17 protein-coding genes are annotated in these 17,457 nt (G+C 71.2%); 10 read left to right on the top strand and 7 right to left on the bottom strand.

The window, feature by feature from the left end:
* Position 1 precedes the first annotated feature (1 nt).
* Positions 2-1,495: an XVIPCD domain-containing protein gene (locus CEK68_RS21295; RefSeq protein WP_226977902.1), complete on the top strand. Its 1,494-nt coding sequence runs from the start codon at positions 2-4 to the stop codon at positions 1,493-1,495.
* A gap of 246 nt (positions 1,496-1,741) precedes the next feature.
* Here the strand turns inward: CEK68_RS21295 and CEK68_RS15370 are convergent, their stop codons facing one another.
* From CEK68_RS15370 to CEK68_RS15360, 3 genes are read right to left on the bottom strand one after another with little or no spacing between them, the layout of a single operon-like run.
* On the bottom strand, positions 1,742-2,275 hold the full coding sequence (locus CEK68_RS15370; protein ID WP_152239891.1) for an AAA family ATPase: 534 nt from the start codon (positions 2,273-2,275) through the stop codon (positions 1,742-1,744).
* The gene (locus CEK68_RS15365) at positions 2,268-3,284 is read right to left on the bottom strand and encodes a pteridine-dependent deoxygenase (RefSeq protein ID WP_193314221.1); all 1,017 of its coding nucleotides are present in this window, start codon (positions 3,282-3,284) and stop codon (positions 2,268-2,270) included. The genes CEK68_RS15370 and CEK68_RS15365 overlap by 8 nt, the downstream gene beginning before the upstream one ends.
* Positions 3,281-4,639, bottom strand: coding sequence for an NAD(P)/FAD-dependent oxidoreductase (locus tag CEK68_RS15360; protein ID WP_152239890.1), 1,359 nt, complete (start codon positions 4,637-4,639; stop codon positions 3,281-3,283). The genes CEK68_RS15365 and CEK68_RS15360 overlap by 4 nt, the downstream gene beginning before the upstream one ends.
* A gap of 131 nt (positions 4,640-4,770) precedes the next feature.
* Between CEK68_RS15360 and xanC the strand changes: the two genes are divergently transcribed.
* The 9 genes from xanC to fabG all read left to right on the top strand — a co-directional run bounded on the left by xanC (position 4,771) and on the right by fabG (position 12,285).
* Positions 4,771-5,040 carry a xanthomonadin biosynthesis acyl carrier protein XanC gene (gene xanC / locus CEK68_RS15355; RefSeq protein ID WP_003470209.1) on the top strand — a complete coding sequence of 90 codons (270 nt, stop codon included), beginning with the start codon at positions 4,771-4,773 and terminating at the stop codon, positions 5,038-5,040.
* Complete coding sequence (locus CEK68_RS15350) at positions 5,015-5,746, top strand: hypothetical protein (RefSeq protein WP_039726353.1); 732 nt, start codon at positions 5,015-5,017, stop codon at positions 5,744-5,746. The genes xanC and CEK68_RS15350 overlap by 26 nt, the downstream gene beginning before the upstream one ends.
* 55 nt (positions 5,747-5,801) lie before the next feature.
* Complete coding sequence (locus CEK68_RS15345; protein ID WP_152239931.1) at positions 5,802-6,551, top strand: lysophospholipid acyltransferase family protein; 750 nt, start codon at positions 5,802-5,804, stop codon at positions 6,549-6,551.
* Positions 6,552-6,560: 9 nt separating this feature from the next.
* Positions 6,561-6,848, top strand: coding sequence for a hypothetical protein (locus CEK68_RS15340; protein WP_017914445.1), 288 nt, complete (start codon positions 6,561-6,563; stop codon positions 6,846-6,848).
* Positions 6,845-7,819 (top strand): acyltransferase, encoded by a 975-nt coding sequence (locus CEK68_RS15335; protein ID WP_152239889.1) that lies wholly within the window; start codon positions 6,845-6,847, stop codon positions 7,817-7,819. The genes CEK68_RS15340 and CEK68_RS15335 overlap by 4 nt, the downstream gene beginning before the upstream one ends.
* A complete protein-coding gene (locus CEK68_RS15330) occupies positions 7,743-8,390 on the top strand; it encodes a LolA-related protein (protein ID WP_152239888.1) in 648 nt (215 codons plus the stop codon). The genes CEK68_RS15335 and CEK68_RS15330 overlap by 77 nt, the downstream gene beginning before the upstream one ends.
* 97 nt (positions 8,391-8,487) lie before the next feature.
* Positions 8,488-10,845 carry an MMPL family transporter gene (locus tag CEK68_RS15325; RefSeq protein WP_152239887.1) on the top strand — a complete coding sequence of 786 codons (2,358 nt, stop codon included), beginning with the start codon at positions 8,488-8,490 and terminating at the stop codon, positions 10,843-10,845.
* Between the two features lie 4 nt (positions 10,846-10,849).
* The gene (locus tag CEK68_RS15320) at positions 10,850-11,281 is read left to right on the top strand and encodes a phosphotransferase (RefSeq protein WP_017909511.1); all 432 of its coding nucleotides are present in this window, start codon (positions 10,850-10,852) and stop codon (positions 11,279-11,281) included.
* 266 nt (positions 11,282-11,547) lie between these two features.
* Entirely contained in the window at positions 11,548-12,285 is a 738-nt protein-coding gene (fabG, locus tag CEK68_RS15315) for a 3-oxoacyl-ACP reductase FabG (RefSeq protein ID WP_152239886.1), read from the top strand.
* A gap of 61 nt (positions 12,286-12,346) precedes the next feature.
* On the opposite strand, the gene CEK68_RS15310 is transcribed toward fabG, so the two are convergent.
* The 4 genes from CEK68_RS15310 to CEK68_RS15295 form a co-directional block, all read right to left on the bottom strand.
* Positions 12,347-14,023, bottom strand: coding sequence for a tannase/feruloyl esterase family alpha/beta hydrolase (locus tag CEK68_RS15310; protein ID WP_152239885.1), 1,677 nt, complete (start codon positions 14,021-14,023; stop codon positions 12,347-12,349).
* A 209-nt stretch (positions 14,024-14,232) separates the two neighbouring features.
* Complete coding sequence (locus CEK68_RS15305) at positions 14,233-15,858, bottom strand: tryptophan 7-halogenase (protein WP_152239884.1); 1,626 nt, start codon at positions 15,856-15,858, stop codon at positions 14,233-14,235.
* Positions 15,855-16,676, bottom strand: coding sequence for a glycosyltransferase family 2 protein (locus CEK68_RS15300; protein WP_152239883.1), 822 nt, complete (start codon positions 16,674-16,676; stop codon positions 15,855-15,857). The genes CEK68_RS15305 and CEK68_RS15300 overlap by 4 nt, the downstream gene beginning before the upstream one ends.
* Positions 16,673-17,449, bottom strand: coding sequence for a beta-ketoacyl synthase chain length factor (locus CEK68_RS15295; protein WP_152239930.1), 777 nt, complete (start codon positions 17,447-17,449; stop codon positions 16,673-16,675). The genes CEK68_RS15300 and CEK68_RS15295 overlap by 4 nt, the downstream gene beginning before the upstream one ends.
* Between the last annotated feature and the right edge of the window lie 8 nt (positions 17,450-17,457).

Here is a 17,457-nt window from a genome sequence, read left to right as displayed (position 1 = left end):
AATGGCGGAACTCTCTGCTCAGGCTCAGAAGATCTTCAGTGAATTTGGCTCTGAGCCGGACGTTACGGCGGATCAGGCGAGGAATCTGCTGTCGATCGTCAACGCTTCGCCCGCGCTCGTTGACCAGGTGAACGCTGCCGTGGCCAAGGGCCATGTGGCGCGCATCGTTCCATTGACTAATCCCAATGCGGGTGGCGAATACGATGCGCAGAATCACGCGATCCGCCTACCTTTGGCACGACTGACTCCTGTCTCTCCAGGTCAACTACCCAGCGCCACAAATATGGGTGAGGTAACGTATGCGTTAGGTCATGAACTGCAGCATGGGTTCAATGCCGAAGCAACTAAGCGGGCGTTGAAGCAGTTCGACAGCGATGTCGGAAACATTTCACGCGGCTCGGGGGTGCGTGATTACACCGAGCCCTTGGCAACTTTGCTGGCGCAAAATCGCCGCGACGAAGCCGGTGCGCAGATCGCCGGCTGGAATGCAGTCGTCAGCAGGGTTCTGGCAAGCAAGCCGAATGCAACGCTGGAGGATATCTACAAAGAACAGCCGGGGCGCATGGCAGATTTCATGGACCGTAGCGGCAGGCCTGTGGCCTTCACATTGAAGCCAAACCTTCGTCTCAATGCCGATCTGACAATGAGCGAGACTCCCGATAATGTGGAGGGAATGGGGCAGAATTTTTTTGACAAGGAAGCTCGAAACGCAAGGCTTGGCGCCAACGGCAACTCCGATTATGCCAACTACTACGCTGCCAATCCGGTCAGCCACATCGCCCAGGTCGAGCACCGGCAACATCCGCCCCAACCCGGCAACGACACCCCGCAGATCGCGCTGAACCTGTCGCGGCTGCATCTGCGCGAGTCGCTGCTGGAAGAGAACGGGCTGGATCTTGGAAGGGACCGGCGTCCTCTGCCGTACTTCGACACCAGCACCCAGCCGCCGGTCGCGGGACTGCTGCAGCACACCGCCGACACCCATCGGCACGTGTCGCCCCTGGCCAACGGGTTGCCCGAACCTTCGACGCTTCCCGCGCAAGGCGCCGAGGCGCACCGGAGCGATGATCCGTCGCTGCCGGGGCATCCGGATCACGCGTTGCTGGAACAGATCCGAGCAGGCATGCGCAGGGTCGACGCAGACCTGGGCAAGGCCTACGACCACGACAGCGAGCGGCTCAGCCGCAGCCTGCTGGCGGCCTGCAAGGACAACCGCGACATGTATCCGGGCGCCGCGGGCTATTCGTTGTCGGGCAATGCGCTGGAGCGGGTCGACCACGTGGTGTTGGGGAAGACCGGGAACCTGATCGCCGTGCAGGGCACACTGGAGGACCCGGCGATGAAGCGCGCGGTCGTTCCGGTGGAGCAGGCGTTGGCCACGCCGGTGGAACAGTCGGACCAGAAACTGGCGCTGGCCAATCAGGCGCTGGGGCAGGAGCAACAGCGCACCACACAGCCGGAATTGGACCGTCACCTGACCGCGCCGACGCGTTAGTGCATGTCGCCACTGCGTGGCCGGCGAGGGGGGATCGGCAGGCGCGGGGTGGAAGGCAGCGGTGCGAAACATCGACGCATACGCGCTTGCTGCGGTGCGCTCTGCCACGTCCGGCGTCCAACGTGATTTGCGCCGGGCAAGCAGCGACACGGCATCCGTCCCGCACAGACCGCACTTGGGCGCAAGTCCAGGGACAGCGCGTCGCGAGGGCGGAACCGGCGCGGCAGCGGCGGTGCCGGTACCCGCTCAGGAAAGCGCGGCGGCGACCTGCGCGAACAGGTGCGGCAGATCCACCGGCATGCGGGTGTCCACGTCGATCACCGTCCCCAGGCCGATCGGACCGGGATAGTCGGCAAGCAGGTCGGGCGGCAGTTCCCGCAGGGGGTGTGCCGCGTGCTGCGTGCCCGTCGCGGCGCGCGCGCGGAAGCGGCGCAGGGTCTCGTCATGGCCGCAGTGGCAATGGACTTCCACCAGCCTCGCCTCCAGTGCGGCGATCCTGCCGCGTTCGTAGTCGCTGCCAGGCCGGAAGTTGGCTTCCAGCACCGCGTGCGGACTGCGCTGTGCCAGCGACCAGAGGATATCCATCGCGGCGCCGCCGAGACGGCGCGACGCGGCGAGATCGCCGCCGCCATCGCCCAGGGCGTCGGTCAGCGTCTCCTTGATGAAATCCTTGCAGAACAGCGGAAAGCCCAGGTGCGCCGCCAGCGGGACCGCCAGCGTGGTCTTGCCGGCGCCGGGGGCGCCGGACACCAGGACGATCTTGCGTCGCCGTTCAACCATGCACGCCGTCGATCTCCACCGCCAGTTCGTCGCGGCAGATCACCGCGTGCAGCAGCAGGCGCGGGACGCGGTCGCCGAAGCGGGTATCGAGGGCGGCGGCGACCAGCGGCAGGTCGCCGGGCTCGCGCACGTAGACCTTGAGGCGGGTGCCGTCGCCGAACTGCGACGGCAGGTCCGGGGCGTGTTCGCGCGCGGCCGCCAGCAGGGCGTCGAAGTTGGCGAAGGTTTCCTCCAGCTGCGCCAGCAGCTGGCCCTGATGCATGGAGGCGTGGCCGACCACGCTGGCGGTGCCCGACAGCAGCAGCGGCATGTCGCTGCCGGCCGGCGGCAGCATGGCGCGGGCGAAGCTGGGCGGCTGCGGGCCGTACTGGCGCGGGTAGCGGTAGGCGCTGACCTGACGCGGGTTCTCCAGCGGGGTGCCGGCCTGCGCGGCGGCCAGCCAGTAGATCTGCATCACCCGTGCGTCGTCGCAGCGGCCCACTGCGGTCGCCGCGGGCAGCTGGGTGGTGTCGAAATCGCCCAGCCCGCGCGCGCGGCCGACGCAGAAGCGCCGGTAGCGCTCGCGGTCGCCGCTGCCCAGGGTGATCGCGTCGAGGTAGTTCCAGATGCGCAGCAGGCGCGGGGTGGCGCTGCCGGCGACGAAGGCGCTGATCTGCGCGTAGGCGAGCGCGGCGGCTTCCTCGATGTCCAGGTCGACCTGGCGCTCGTCGATCTCGATGACGCCGAACTGCAGGCGGCCGTCGCTGGCCCAGGCGATGGCGCCGTCGCGGCCGCTGTGCACCGGGGCGTCGGTGCGCCACACCTCGAGCATGCGCGGGCCGTGCGGCTGCAGCGGCACGCGCAGGTAGCGCGGGTCGTCGTGGTAGGGCGCGGTCTCGCCGAAGCCGAACACCGCCAGGACGCGATCCTCGGCCAGCCACTGGCTGGGGTCGGTTTCGGCGACGTAGTCCACCTGCAACTGCGGATGGCCCTGCGTGTGGTGCGGAAACTGCAGGTGCGGGCGGCTCATGGTGTATCTCCGTGCAAGGTGTCGCCGTGGAACTGTTCGCGGGCCTGGCGGCGGCGGTGGCGCCAGGCGCGCCACGCCCGCGGCAGCATCGCCACCGCGGACAGCGCATAGATGGCGCGGAACACGCGCAGGCGGCGCAGCACCGCACGGTTGTCGAAGACGTCGCCGGCGAGCATCGCCACCACCGCCTGTTCCACCTGCAGCACGTTGCGCGGCTGCGCGAACAGCTCGCGCATGGTCGGCGAGGTGAAGCGGTAGATGAACCACTTGAACTCGTCCAGGCCGCCGCGCAGGTGCCGCTCCAGGCGCCGCTGCAGCCGCGCCTCGCTGGCCGGGTCGCGCAGCGCCGCGTCGACCACGGACGCGCCGCGCTCGGCGCTGTGCATGGCCAGGTACACGCCGGAGGAGAACATCGGGTCGACGAAGGCGTAGGCGTCGCCGAGCATCAGCCAGCGCGGCCCGCTCATGCGCGTGCATTCGTAGGCGTAGTTGCCGGTGGCGTGCACCGGCGCCACGCGCTGCGCGCCGGCCATGCGCGCCACCACGTCCGGATTCAGCGCCAGCGTACGCAGCAGGAACGTCTCGCTGTCGCAGCCCTTGCGGGTCTTCATGTACTCCGGGTCGCACACCGCGCCCACGCTCATCACGTCGTCGGGCAGCGGGATCAGCCACATCCAGCCGTGCGCGTGGCGGTAGATGCTGATGTTGCCGGCGTCCTCGCCGGGGCGCCGCGCCACGCCGCGGAAATGGCTGAACAGCGCCGCCGACTGGTGCCGCGGATTGGCGCGCTTGAGCTTGAGCGTGTTGCCGAGGAAGGTGTCGCGGCCGCTGGCGTCGATCAGGTAGCGCGGCCGGTAGTGGCGCACACCGTCGGCGCCGCGCGCCTGCACCGTCGGCGTCTCGCCATCCAGCTGCACCGCCTCGACGCGCACGCCCTCGTGCACGTCGGCGCCGACCGCACGCGCCTGCGCGAACAGCACCCGGTCGAAGTCGGCGCGCGGCACCTGCAGCGCGAAGTCGGACTGCGCGCCCAGCGCATGCGCGAAACGGAAGGTGTTGTAGCCGCCGGCATCGTTGGGGAAATCGGCGCCGAGCTTGAGCACGCCGATCGCCCGCACCTGGTCGAGCACGCCCAGCCGCTGCAGGATCGGCATGTTCATCGGCAGCAGCGATTCGCCGATGTGGAAGCGCGGATGGTGGTCCTTTTCCAGCACCGTCACCCGCCAGCCGCGTTGCGCCAGCACGATCGCCGCCGCGCAGCCGGCCGGCCCCCCGCCGATCACCAGCACGTCGGGCGTGTCTGCCGCGGCGTCGCGTGCGGTGGAGGGAGGGGAAGCAACAGCGGCGGACGTCATCCTGAGGGAACCTGCGGGCGCAACGGCGGGGCGAAACGGCATGATAGCGTGCCGTTCGCGGGCCGATGGTTGCGCCGCAGCGCCCGATGCACCATCTTGTCGCACCCGTCCTTTCGCCTGGAAGCCCCTGGATGTCTTCGCAAACCGCCGCCGAACGTGAACTGGCCGAGCTGCTGGTCGAGAGCCTGAACCTGGAAGACGTCCAGCCCGGCGACATCGATCCGGAGGCGCCGCTGTTCAATACCGGCCTGGGGCTGGACTCGATCGACGCCCTGGAACTGGCGCTGGCGATCAGCAAGCGCTACGGCTTCCAGCTGCGCTCGGACAACGACGAGAACCGCCGTATCTTCGCCTCGCTGCGCGCGCTGTCGGCGCATGTCGAAGCCAACAAGACCAGCTGAGCCGGCCGACGCCGCGCCCTGGGCGCTGGCCCTGGGCGTGCTGCTGGCGCTGGCCTACTCGCCACTGGCGCACTGGGCCAATGCCGCGCACCGCCCGGACCTGGCGGTGCTGGCCGGCGCGGCGCTGGTGCTGATGGTGCTGGTGGAACCGATGGCGCGCTGGCGGCCCTGGGCCTGGGCGCTGGCGATCGCCGCGACCGCGGCGCTGGTGCCGCTGTGGCGCTCGCCGCACGCCCTGCTGCTGCTGGCCGCGCCGCCGGTGCTGTTCACCGCCTGGGTGGCCTGGTTCTTCGGGCGCAGCCTGCAGCGCGGGCGCACGCCGCTGATCACCCGCATCGTCGAGGCCCTGTACCGGCAGGCCGGCATGCCGATCACCCCGGACCAACTGCGCTACACCCGCCGCCTGACCCTGGCCTGGACCCTGCTGCTGGTCGGGCTGACCCTGCTCAACCTGCTGCTGGCGCTGTGCGCCCAGCCCAGCGGGGTGCTGGCGCAGCTGGGCCTGGCCTCGCCGCTGCCGATCAGCGATGCGCGCGCCTCGCTGTTCGCCAATCTGCTGGGCTACGGGGTCATCGGCGGCTTCTTCGTCGGCGAGTACCTGCTGCGCGGGCGCTGGTTTCCGCAGCGTCCCTACCGTAATCTGCCCGACTTCCTGCACCGGCTGGCGCGGCTGGGGCCGGTTTTTTGGCGCGATCTGTTGCGCTGACGCGCGAAGTGCAGGGGACGCAAGGGTCGTGCAGATCATCAAGGAAAACAGCAAGTTGCCGCAGGCTGGGATGCCTTCGCGCATGGCCTGGGCCGTGTGGAACGCCCTGCAACTGGCATTCACCCTGGCGCACACCGCGCTGGGCATCGTCGTCGCACTGGTGCTGTTGCGGCTGACCGGGCCGCGCCTGCCGCTGCGCATGGGCGCGCGGTTCTGGGCGCCGGTGCTGCTGTTCGGCGCCGGGGCGCGGCTGCAGGTGGAGGGCCGCGAGCGGGTGGACTGGTCGCGCAACCACCTGTTCGTCAGCAACCACCAGTCGATCATCGACATCTGCGCGCTGTTCATGGCGCTGCCGGTGCCGCTGCGCTTCCTGCTCAAGGACGAGATGCTGAAGGTGCCGTTCGTGAACTGGTATGCGCGCGCGACCGGCATGCTGTTCCTGGACCGCGACAGCCGCCGCGCCGGGGCGATGATGCGGCGCGAGGCGGCGGCGCTGCTGCGCCGTGGCCAGGACCTGTGCCTGTTCCCGGAAGGCACCCGCAGCCGCAGCGGCGCGCTGGCCGAGTTCAAGGCCGGGTTGCTGCAGGCCGCGATCGACGCCGGGGTGGACGTGGTGCCGGTGGCGCTGGACGGGGCGGGCAAGGTACTGCCGCCGACCAGCCTGTTCCGGGTGCGGCCCGGCGTCATCCGGGTGCGGATCGGCACGCCGATCCGGGTGAACGGCGAGGACGGCCCGCTGAACCGCCAGCAAGTGACCCAGCGCGCGCACCAGGCCGTCCGTGCCATGCTCGAACCCAGGATATGAGTCGCCCGTATGCAATTCGTCGTACCGCATGATCATCCCAGCCTGCCCGGCCACTTCCCGGGCCGCCCGGTGGTGCCCGGCGTCGTGGTGCTGGACCACGTGCTGCAGGCCGTGGAGGCGGCGCACGGCGCGCGCGCGCCGCTGCGCCTGCCGCAGGTGAAGTTCGTGCAGCCGCTGTTTCCCGGCCAGCCGGCGCGGGTGGAACTGGACGGCGCCGCACCGCGCTGGCGCTTCCGCGTGCTGCGCGGCGAGGACCTGCTGGTCAGCGGCGAACTCAACGCCGAGGCGGCGCCGTGAGCGCCGGTTGGAAGCACCGCCCGGAAGGCGGCGGCCGCTTCGCCCTGTGGCTGATCCGCAGCATCGCCCGTTATGGCGGCCGTGCCGTCGGCCGCCTGCTGCTGTACCCGATCACCCTGTACTTCCTGCTGGTGCGCGGCCCGGAGCGACGCGACTCGCGGCACTACCTGAGCCGTGTGTTCGACCGCCCGGCCACGTTGCTGGAGGTGGCCCGGCACATCCACACCTTCGCCTCCACCATCCTCGACCGGGTGTTCATGCTGTGCGGGCAGATGCACCGGTTCCGGGTGCAGATCCGCGGCCTGGACCAGTTGCACACGCAGATGGACCGCGGCCGCGGCGTGCTGATCTTCGGCTCGCACCTGGGCAGCTTCGACGCGCTGCGGGTACTGGCCACCGAGCGCCCGGACGTGCAGGTCAAGGTGGTGCTGGACAAGGCGCACAACCCGGCGATGACCGAACTGCTCGGCGCGCTGAACCCGCAGCTGGCCGCCAACATCATCGACGCCGGCATGGACAGCACCTCCATCGTCATGGCGATCAAGCAGGCCACCGACGAGGGCGCGCTGGTCGCGCTGCTGGTGGACCGGCCGCGCCCGGAGGATCCGGCGCTGCCGGCCGCGTTCATCGGCCAGGGCGCCCTGTTCCCGACCTCGCCGTGGCTGATCGCCGCCGCGCTCAAGGTGCCGGTGGTGCTGGCGTTCGGGCTGTACCGCGGCGGCAACCGCTACGAGCTGGTGTTCGAGACCTTCAGCGAAGGCCTGGACCTGCCGCGCCGGCAGCGTGCGCCGGTGCTGGCCGCGCTCATCCGCGATTACGCCGCCAGGCTGGAGCATTACACCCGCTCCGCGCCCTACAACTGGTTCAACTTCTACGACTTCTGGAACAACCGCCATGCCGATGCGCCGCACCTTGCCGTGGATGCTGATACTGCTGTGCAGCGCCGCACCGCTGAGCGCCGCATCGCCTGAGGCGCCGGACGCCGACTGGATCCTGCAGAAGCTGGCGCGGCCGGCACCGGTCAGCACCGCCTTCGTCGAGCTGCGCGGCTCGGCGCTGCTGAAGGCGCCGCTGCGGGTGCAGGGCGAGTACCGCCGCCCGGACGCGCAGACGCTGGTGCGCGAGGTCACCGCGCCTTACCACGAGACCACCACGCTGCGTGGCGGCGAGGCCACGCTGGAGCGCGACGGCAAGCCGCCGCGGCGCTTCTCGCTGGCGCGCGTGCCGGAACTGGCCGGCCTGCAGAGCGGTTTCGGCGCGTTGCTGTCCGGCGACCGCGCGCTGCTGCAGCAGCAGTTCAACATCAGCAGCAGCGGCACCCGCGAGCGCTGGCAGCTGCAGTTGCAGCCTAAGGATCCGGCCATGGCCGCGCACGTGCGCAGCCTGCACCTGTACGGCCGTGGCGCCGAACTGCGCTGCATCGAGACCACCCCGGCCAAGGGCGACGTGCAGCGCACCCTGCTGGCCGGTGCCGCGCAGGCCGCCGGCGCCGTTGCCGACGGCGCCGCGCTGACCGCGCTGTGCCACGGCGACGCGGCGTGATCCCCGCACGAGGCGCCCGCCGGCAGCGTGCTGCCGGCCCGACGGCTGCGCGTGCGGCGGCTGATCGCACGGCGCAGGGCGGCGTGGGGATGCAGCGATGAAGCGAGCCCTCAGTTCGAAGATGCGCATCTCGCTGGCGCTGCTGTGGCTGGCACTGCTGACCGTGGCCGGGATCTGGCTGGGCAATGCGCTGCAGGTGTCGGGCGATCTTCGTAAATTCATGCCGGAAGCCCGCACTCCCGCGCAGAAACTCCTGCTCGACGAACTCGGCGAAGGCCCTGGCTCGCGGCTGCTGCTGATGTCGCTGTCCGGGGCCGATCCGGCCACGCTGGCCAAGCAATCGCAGGCGCTGCATGCCGAACTGGCCGCGCAGCACGACGTGTTCGAACTGGTCGCCAACGGCGCCGACGCCGGCCTGGACGCGATCCCGCCACGCCTGCTGCCGTACCGCTATCTGCTCAGCGACAGCTTCGATGCCAGGCCGCTGGATGCGCCGACCCTGCGCGATGCGCTGCAGGCACGGTTGCAGGACCTGGGCTCGCCGGCGGCGGCGATGGTGGAGCCGTTGCTGCCGCGCGATCCCACCCTGGAAGTGCTGCACCTGGCCGAGAGCCTGCAGCCGGCCGGCGGCCCGCAGCAGCGCGACGGGGTGTGGTTCGACCGCGCCGGCAAGGACGCGCTGCTGGTCGCGCAGACCCGTGCCGCCGGCTTCGACCCCACCGGCCAGCAGCGCGCGGTGGATGCGATCCATGCCGCCTTCGCCAAGGTCAACGCCGGCACCGGCAGCACGCTGACCCTGACCGGCCCCGGCGCGTTCTCGGTGGAGATCGGCGGGCGCACCCAGAACGAGGCGCAGTGGATCGGCACCCTGGATACGGTGGGGCTGATCGTGCTGCTGCTGGTCGCCTACCGCAGCTGGAAGATCCCGGTGCTGGGCGTGCTGCCGCTGGCCAGCGCCGGACTGGCCGGGCTGGGCGCGGTTGCGCTGCTGTTCGATGGCGTGCACGGCATCACCGTGGCGTTCGGCTTCACCCTGATCGGCGTGGTCCAGGACTACCCGATCCATCTGTTCAGCCATCAGCGCCCGGGCCTGGATCCACGCGAGAACGCGCGCCATCTCTGGCCGACGCTGGCCACCGGCGTGGTCTCCACCTGCATCGCCTACGTCACCTTCCTGTTCTCCGGCGTGGACGGCCTGCGCCAGTTGGCGGTGTTCACCATCGCCGGCCTGCTGGTGGCGGCGCTGACCACGCGCCTGCTGCTGCCGGCGCTGATCGACCCCTCGCCGCGCGACCATGCCGATTCGCCGATGCTGGAGCGGCTGTGGCGCGGCATCGCGCGGCTGCCGCGGCCGCGCTGGTCGCTGCTGCCGCTGGCCCTGCTGGCGGCCGCGGTGATCGTGTTCGCGCCGGGGCCGTTCTGGCAGAACGACCTGTCCAAGCTGACCCCGGTGCCAGCCGACGGCCTGGCCCGCGACGCGCACCTGCGCCAGGAACTGGGTGCGCCCGACGTGCGTTACGTGCTGGCGTTGCCGGCGGCCTCGGCCGAGGCTGCGCTGGCCGCGTCCGAACGCCTGCGCCCACGCCTGGATGCGCTGGTGGCGCAGGGCGAGCTGGCCGGCTACGACATGGCCGCGCGCTACCTGCCCAGCGCCGCCACCCAGCGCCGGCGCCAGGCCGCTCTGCCCGATCCGGCGCAGGCGCAGGCGATCACCGCCGCCGCGGTCGCCGCCACGCCGTTCCGCGCCGATGCCTTCGCGCCGTTCCTGGCCGACCTGCAGGCCGCACGCAGTGCGCCGCTGCTGACCGCGCGCGATCTGCATGGCACGCCGCTGGCGACGCCTGTCGGCGGCCTGCTGCTGGAGCGCGCGGACCGCACCACCGCGCTGGTGTCGCTGACCGGGCTGCGCGATCCGTCGCAGCTGGCGCGCGCGGTGCAGGGCAGCGGCGCGCAACTGCTGGACCTGAAGGACGCCTCCGAGTCGCTGGTCGCCGCCTACCGCGGCCGCGTGCTCACCGCGCTTGGCGTGGCCGCGGTGCTGCTGGCGCTGACCGTGGCGATCGCCTTGCGCACGCCGCGGCGGATCGCACGCGTGCTGCTGCCGATGGCGCTGACCACGCTGCTGATCCTGGCGATCCTGCGCGGCTGCGGGGTCGAGCTGAACCTGTTCCACCTGATCGCGCTGATCCTGGCCGCCGGCCTGGGCCTGGACTACGCGCTGTTCTTCGACCACGCCGGCGACGACCGCGCCGACCAGTTGCGCACCCTGCATGCGCTGATCGTGTGCAGCCTGATGACCCTGCTGGTGTTCGCGCTGCTGGCCGCCTCCAGCATCCCGGTGCTGCGCGCGATCGGCAGCACCGTGGCGCTGGGCGTGCTGTTCAATTTCGTGCTGGCGCTGCTGATTTCGCGCGAGACCGCCAGCGAGGCCCGGGAGAGCCGCCATGCACACTGAACCCTTGCACGGGCGCGACGCCATCGCCGCGCTGGTCCCGCACCAGGGCCTGATGTGCCTGTGGGAACAGGTGGTGGCCTGGGACGCGCAGCGCGTGGTGTTGCGCAGCGTTGCCCATCGCCAGGCCGCGCATCCGCTGCGCAGCGGCGATCGGCTGCGCGCGCTGCACCTGTGCGAGTACGGTGCGCAGGCGATGGCGGTGCACGGTGGCCTGCTCGGTCGCGCCGCGGGCACGCCGGTGCGGCCGGGCATGCTGGTGGCGCTGCGCGGGGTGCAGTTGCACGTCGCCGAACTGCAGGATCTGCCGGGTCCGATCGAAGGCGAGGCCGAGGTGCTGCTGCAGGCCGAGGACAGCCAGCAGTACGCCTTCCGCATCAGCCATGCCGGGCAGTTGCTGGCCGAGGGCCGCGCGACGGTGATGCTGGGCGCGGCGTGACCGCTTAGGCGTCGACGGCCCAGCAGGCGCGGCTTGCCGAAGATCCAGGCTTGGAAGGCGTCGGGACTGACGTCCTTCCCACAGTGCACCCAGGCAACGCACAGGCGCATTCCTGCAGGTGCCGTTTCGCGGTGTCGTGGGTCATCGATCGCGATAGGTTTCCACGATAACGTCCGCCCGCGGCTGCTGCGGCGTCGGACGGGGTGCCCGCGGTGCGCGACGAGTCGTTAGGATGGCGGCCCTGTCCCTTTGCCCAAGGAACCACGATGTCCCAGCCTGCTTCCCCGCGCCGCGCCCTGGTCACCGGCGGCAGCGGCGATCTCGGTGGCGCGATCTGCCGTGCCCTGGCCGCGCAGGGCCTGCACGTGATCGTGCACGCCAATGCCAACGTCGCGCGCGCCGCCGCGGTGGTGGAGGCGATCGTCGCCGCCGGCGGCAGCGCCGAGGCGGTGGCGTTCGACGTGGCCGATGCGCAGGCCAGCGCGCAGGCGCTGGCGACGCTGCTGGAGGCCGGCCCGATCCAGGTGCTGGTCAACAACGCCGGCATCCACGACGACGCGCCGATGGCGGGCATGAGCGCGGCGCAGTGGCACAAGGTCATCGACGTTTCGCTGCACGGCTTCTTCCACGTCACCCAGCCGCTGCTGCTGCCGATGGCGCGCACGCGCTGGGGCCGCATCGTCAGCGTGTCCTCGGTGTCGGCGGTGCTGGGCAACCGCGGGCAGACCAACTACGCCGCGGCCAAGGCGGCGCTGCACGGCGCCAGCATGTCGCTGGCGCGGGAAATGGCCAGCCGCGGCATCAGCGTCAACGTGGTCGCACCGGGCGTGATCCAGGGTGCGATGGCCGACAGTGCCTTCCCGCCGGAGGCGATCAAGCAGATGGTCCCGGCCGGGCGTCCCGGCAAGCCGGAGGAAGTGGCGGCGTTGGTCGCCTTCCTGTGCTCGGACGCGGCCGCCTACATCAACGGCCAGGTCATCGGCATCAACGGCGGCATGGGCTGACCGCCTCGAAAACGACGCGGCCGTTGCACCGCCATGCCGGCGGCGCAACGGCGGCGTGCGCTCAGCGGCAGACGAAGCTGGACGCCGCCTCCACGTCGCCGCCGACGTAGCGCGCCACCTGCGGATACGGGCACAGCGGACGGCTGCGCTGGCTGCTCCAGCTGGCCGGCACCTCGTTGTTGGGCGCGGCGCTGCCGCTGCCGCGTGCGCTGGCGACGATCGCGGCCGGCGCCTGGCCCTGCTCGACCCAGGCCACCAGTGGGGTCAGCGCATCGAACTGGTCGGTAGCCGGTCCGCCGGCGCAATGCGCCATGGCCGGCACCGCGAACAGGCGCGCGTAGCTGGCGGCGTCGGCATCGGCGGTGCGCAGGCGGTCGTACCAGGCTGCGGTATCGGCGAAGGAGAAAATGCCGTCGCCGGTGCCGTGGTAGATCAGCAGCTTGCCGCCGCGCTTCTTCAGCGTGGTCAGCCGGGTCTCGTTCGGCGGGGTCATGTACGACCACGCCGATTCGCCAAAGGCACCGGCCGTGGCGAAGATCTTCGGCGCGTCGCGGTCCATGTCGAACTGCAGCGCATAGCGCTTCAGATCCTGCAGCACCGCCGGATCCTCCGGCGGGGTGACGAAGCCGAAGGCCACCGAGCCGGGCACCAGGGTCAGCGAGGCGTCCTGTCGCCAGCCGGCCCAGTCGCCGCTGGCGATGCCCGGGTCGTAGGGAAAGGGCGCGTACAGCGGCGTGCCGGCGCTGTTGCGCGCGCCGGCGTGGATGGCGCCGAGCGCGCGCTTCTGCGCCGGGGTCAGGCATTGGCCGGTGCGCCCGGCGCTGCCGCAGGTGGCGACATCGCGGTTCAGGTCGAAGCGGCGCTGGCAGGCGAGCACGTCCTGCACCATGCCGTCGCGCACCCCGTCCAGCGCATCGCAGGTGGCGACGATGCGCTCGGCCACCAGGCTGCGCTCGGCGGCGGTCAGGCCGCTGCGTGTATCGCTGCCACCGGCCAGTGCCGCCAGTTGCTGGGCCGCGGCCAAGTCCGCGATCGCCGCCTTGGGCAGATGGAACCCGGGGTCGCCGACCAGGATGCCGTCGTAGTCCTGCGCGTCGCGCGCGGCGGCGACCATGCCATGGCGGCCGCCGTTGGAGCAGCCGCCGAAGTAGCTGTAGTCCGGCGCCTTGCCGTAGGCGATCTGCACCACGCGCTTGGCCATCGGCGTCAGCGCCTGCACCGCCTGGTAGCCGTAATCCAGGCGCGCCTGCGGATCGCGGCCGAACAGCGGGTTCTGCGCATTGCTGTGCCCGGCATCGGAACTGATGACCGCAAAGCCCATGCGCAGCGGGTTGTCGCGCTGGCCGCCGCCGCCGATGTCGCCAAGCGCCGGGACCACGTTGCCGTCCAGGCCGCCGTTGGCCTGGTAGAAGAAGCGCCCGTTCCATGCCGCCGGCAGGCGCATCTCGAAGCCGATCGCATAGGACTGGCCGTCCGTGCCGACGCGTTCGTGCATCAGCCCGGTGATCTGGCAGTGCGCACCGATCGGCTGGCCGGCCACCTGCAGGGTGTCGGCGGCCACGCTGCGCACCGCGGTGAAGCGGGTGCCGGGATAGGCGAGCCGGCTCGCCAGCGCGTCGCACGACTGCTGCAGCGGTGCCGGCGCGGCCGGTGCGCGCGCGGTCGTCTGCGCATGTGCGGTGGAGGCGGCGGCGAGAGCGGCCAACGGCAGGGCCAAGGCGAGCAGCGTGGAGCGCATGGAATTCTCCTGGAGGACGCGCCGGGCGCGGCGGGCCTGTGTCGCGCCGGTGGCGCCAGGGCGTCAACCGCCGAGCGTGCGAAAACCCGAATGCGCGGGCGATATTCGCCCCATGTGACGCGTGCCGCGCAATTGCGCGCTCGCCTGGCGCCTCGCGGCGGGGAAGCGAAGCGCGCGTTGTTGCAGGGCGGCATGGCCCTGCGCGTGGATCAGGCGGCGTCCGCGTACCAGGCCGGCGACAGCACCGGCAGCGGCGTCGCCGCGTCGCGGCAGGCCTCCAGCAGGCCGTGGTCGGCCAGCGTGGGATGCTGCTGGCGGGCGCGCGCCAGGATCTCTCCGGCCAGTTCCGCCATGCGCGCGACGTTGCCGTGCAGGCGGGCGACGAAGGCGACATCGTCCAGCCGGTCGCTCAGGGCGCGGTTGAGTTCGTGGAACCAGCCGATCAGGTACTGGTCCAGCAGGCGTCCGTCGGCCACCGCCGCGGCCTGCGCGCGGTTGGCCGCGCCCCAGTCGCGCAGCAGCGCCTGCATGCCCAGGTTGAGCGCGCTGGCCTGCTGCAGCGCCGGGCGCAGCCGGCCCAGCACGGCCAGGTCGGCGATGCGGTCGGTGCAGTACAGCGGCGCCAGCAGCGACCAGTAGTAGGTGTAGTCCCAGATCACCTTGACCGGCATCACCTGGGCATCGCCGAACAGCGGGTACTGGTCCTGGTAGAGGGTCAGGGTGTTCTCGTAGAAGGAGAAGTACAGCTGCTGGTAAAGCTCGGCATACGGCGCGATGTCGCGCCCGGCGCGCTCGCGCCCGATCAGTTCGCAGATGTAGGTGTTGCTGATGGCGATAAAGTCGCTGCCCGGGGAATAGAACGGATCCAGGAACACGCCGGCCTCGCCGGTCAGCGCCCAGCGCTGTGCCGAGAACACCTGCTTGCAGCCGTAGGAGAAGTCGCGCAGGAACAGGAAATCCTGCACCGTGTGCTCGCTGCGCTCCAGCGTGCTGGCCACCTGCGGCTGGTGCGTGCGCAGCCAGTCCATCGCCTTGGCGTGGGTGTTCATGGTCTCGAGCGGATGCAGGGCGGCATCGCAGACGATGCCCAGCGAATGCGCGCCGGAGGACAGCGGGATCAGCCAGAACCAGTAGCCGGGGCCGCACATGTGGTTGGTCGAGCGCCAGCGGTCCGGCGGCGTGCAGCGCTGCAGCCAGGCGCTGTCCTGCGACCAGCCGTTGGGATCGACCAGCCCGTCCACCCGCCACCACACCGCGTTGGCCTGGTGCGCGTTGTCCTGGGCCAGGCCGAGCTTGCGCTTGAGCAGGCCGGCGCGGCCGCTGGCGTCGATCACCCAGCGCGCCTGCAGGCTGGCCTCGGCGCCGTCGCGGCTGTAGCGCACGCAGTGGTCGCCGTCGTCCTCGGCCAGGTCGACGCCGCGCACCGTGCTGCCGTCGAGGAACTCCACGCCCATCTCTCGCGCGCGCTGCCCGAGAAAATTCTCGAAGCGGCCGCGGTCGATCTGCCACGACGGGGTGGGCAGCAACTGGCTCACCCCCAGCTCGGTGCACTGGTCGATGTCGGTGCGCCGGTCGGAGAAGAAGAAGCGGAAGCCGAACTTGCGGATCTGTTCGGCATCCAGGTGCTCGCGCAGGCCCAGCACCTCGGCGAAGTAGTGCGCGCCGATCTCCACCGAGGACTCGCCGACCTTGAACGCGGCCTCGCGTACCGGGTGCGCGCGCCGTTCCAGCACGCGGATGCGCAGCTGCGGGTCGCGCTGGCGCAATTGCAGCGCCAGGGTCAGCCCGGCCAGCCCGCCGCCCAGAATCGCCACATCCGCCTGCGCTGCCTTCATGTCGTCTTTTCCTTGGCGACGGCCAGGGGGGCCGTGTCGAGGGTGCCGTCGATGTCGTCGATCAGCACCGGGTTGGCGCGGGTGCGCCGGTACTCGCGCACCACGTGCCCATAGGTCCACACCTGCACGATCACGTGCGAGGTGATCTTCCACAGATCGCGCACCAGCCGGAAGTGGCTCTTGCGGAACGTGCCCGGGGTCTGGTTGGCGTAGCGGGTCTCGATCGGCACCGCCACCACCCGCGCGCCGGCCTGGCGCGCCGCGGAGATCAGCAGTTGCGCCTCGAACACGAAGCCCTCGCCGGGCACGTCGGGCAGGGTGTAGACCGACTGCGGGTACAGGCGCTGGCCGCTCTGGCTGTCGACCAGGCGGAAGCCACAGCCCCAGGCGATGCCCCAGTCGCCGAAATCGTTGCCGATGCGGCGGATCGGCGGCTGGCTGGCGCGCTTGCGCAGGCGCGCGCCCACGATCACGCAGCCGGGATGGCGGTTGGCCGCGGCCAGCAACCGCGGGAAGTCGGCGGCGCTGTGCTGGCCGTCGCCGTCCATGGTCATCACCGCGCGCGCGCCCAGGCGCTGCGCCTCAGCAAAACCGCTGCGCAACGCCGCGCCCTTGCCGCGGCGTTGCGGATGGCGCAGCAGGGTCACCGGCAGGTCGGCGATGCAGTCGCTGGTGCCGTCGTCGGAGCCGTCGTCGACCACGATCACCCGCGGGCAGTGCGCCAGCGCGTCGCTGACCACCTCGCGGATGCGCAGCCGTTCGTTGAGGGCCGGAATCAGGATCGCGGCGTCGGCGGCGCTCAGCGGCGTGCGGCTCATGCGCGCAGCTCCACCTGCAGGCAGCGGCCGCCGCCGGCATCGAGCACGCAACCGCTGCTGCCCAGCGCCAGCGCGTCGAACAGCGGCAGCATCGGCGCCATCGCGTTGCCCGCGACATGCCGCGCCAGCGCGCCATCGCCGACCGGCGCGGTGCCGTCGCGCAGTTGTACCTGCAATTGCGGCTTGCCGTCGCGCGCGCCCGCGCTCAGCACCAGCGCGCCGCCGAGCAGGCCCTCGCTGCGCGCGATCCGGCCCAGCGCCCCCACCGAGCGGCTGTCGTAGCCGACCAGCAGCACCGCGTCTTCGCCCGCGGCCAGTTGCGACAGCGCTTCCAGCAGTCCCTGCGCGAAACTGCCGCTGTGCGCGCTGATCGCGGTCGCCGCGGCGGTGGCGCCGGCGCCGATGGTCCAGTAGCCGGCGGCGGCGTTGTGCACCGAGTTGTGGAACTTGGTCGGCGACACCGACAGCGGTTCGCTGGCCAGGGTGGTGCACATGTAGTCGGTGATCGCCAGGTCGCCGTGGGTGGAGGTGAACACCGACGGCAGCGTGGCCGGGTCGCGGCCGGCGTCCTGGCAGGCGGCCAGCGCCGCGTCCAGCGACACCGCCACCGTGTCCGGCGCGCGGCGGCGCTCGTTCGGCGCCAGCAACTGCGGCGAGGGCCGGCCGGGCGTCTCCAGCGGCGCGCCTTCGCCGCGCGCGAACGCCTGTGCCAGCGTCCATCCGGGCAGGCCGGGCGCCCAGAACCCGATGCCTTCGATCGTCGCGCTCAGCATGGGCGTGC

The organism is Xanthomonas sp. LMG 12461 (assembly GCF_009192935.1).
Lineage (GTDB): Bacteria > Pseudomonadota > Gammaproteobacteria > Xanthomonadales > Xanthomonadaceae > Xanthomonas_A > Xanthomonas_A sontii.
The sequence above is the reverse complement of the archived record's forward strand: the minus strand, read 5'-3'. Positions and strand labels throughout refer to the sequence as shown.

Bases quoted from the DNA above. Each gene is read 5' to 3' on its own strand.
- CEK68_RS21295 (WP_226977902.1), top strand. From the start codon at position 2: ATGGCGGAACTCTCTGCTCAGGCTCAGAAGATCTTCAGTGAATTTGGC.
- CEK68_RS15370 (WP_152239891.1), bottom strand. From the start codon at position 2,275: ATGGTTGAACGGCGACGCAAGATCGTCCTGGTGTCCGGCGCCCCCGGC.
- CEK68_RS15365 (WP_193314221.1), bottom strand. From the start codon at position 3,284: ATGAGCCGCCCGCACCTGCAGTTTCCGCACCACACGCAGGGCCATCCG.
- CEK68_RS15360 (WP_152239890.1), bottom strand. From the start codon at position 4,639: ATGACGTCCGCCGCTGTTGCTTCCCCTCCCTCCACCGCACGCGACGCC.
- xanC (WP_003470209.1), top strand. From the start codon at position 4,771: ATGTCTTCGCAAACCGCCGCCGAACGTGAACTGGCCGAGCTGCTGGTC.
- CEK68_RS15350 (WP_039726353.1), top strand. From the start codon at position 5,015: ATGTCGAAGCCAACAAGACCAGCTGAGCCGGCCGACGCCGCGCCCTGG.
- CEK68_RS15340 (WP_017914445.1), top strand. From the start codon at position 6,561: ATGCAATTCGTCGTACCGCATGATCATCCCAGCCTGCCCGGCCACTTC.
- CEK68_RS15330 (WP_152239888.1), top strand. From the start codon at position 7,743: ATGCCGATGCGCCGCACCTTGCCGTGGATGCTGATACTGCTGTGCAGC.
- CEK68_RS15325 (WP_152239887.1), top strand. From the start codon at position 8,488: ATGAAGCGAGCCCTCAGTTCGAAGATGCGCATCTCGCTGGCGCTGCTG.
- fabG (WP_152239886.1), top strand. From the start codon at position 11,548: ATGTCCCAGCCTGCTTCCCCGCGCCGCGCCCTGGTCACCGGCGGCAGC.
- CEK68_RS15310 (WP_152239885.1), bottom strand. From the start codon at position 14,023: ATGCGCTCCACGCTGCTCGCCTTGGCCCTGCCGTTGGCCGCTCTCGCC.
- CEK68_RS15305 (WP_152239884.1), bottom strand. From the start codon at position 15,858: ATGAAGGCAGCGCAGGCGGATGTGGCGATTCTGGGCGGCGGGCTGGCC.
- CEK68_RS15300 (WP_152239883.1), bottom strand. From the start codon at position 16,676: ATGAGCCGCACGCCGCTGAGCGCCGCCGACGCCGCGATCCTGATTCCG.
- CEK68_RS15295 (WP_152239930.1), bottom strand. From the start codon at position 17,449: ATGCTGAGCGCGACGATCGAAGGCATCGGGTTCTGGGCGCCCGGCCTG.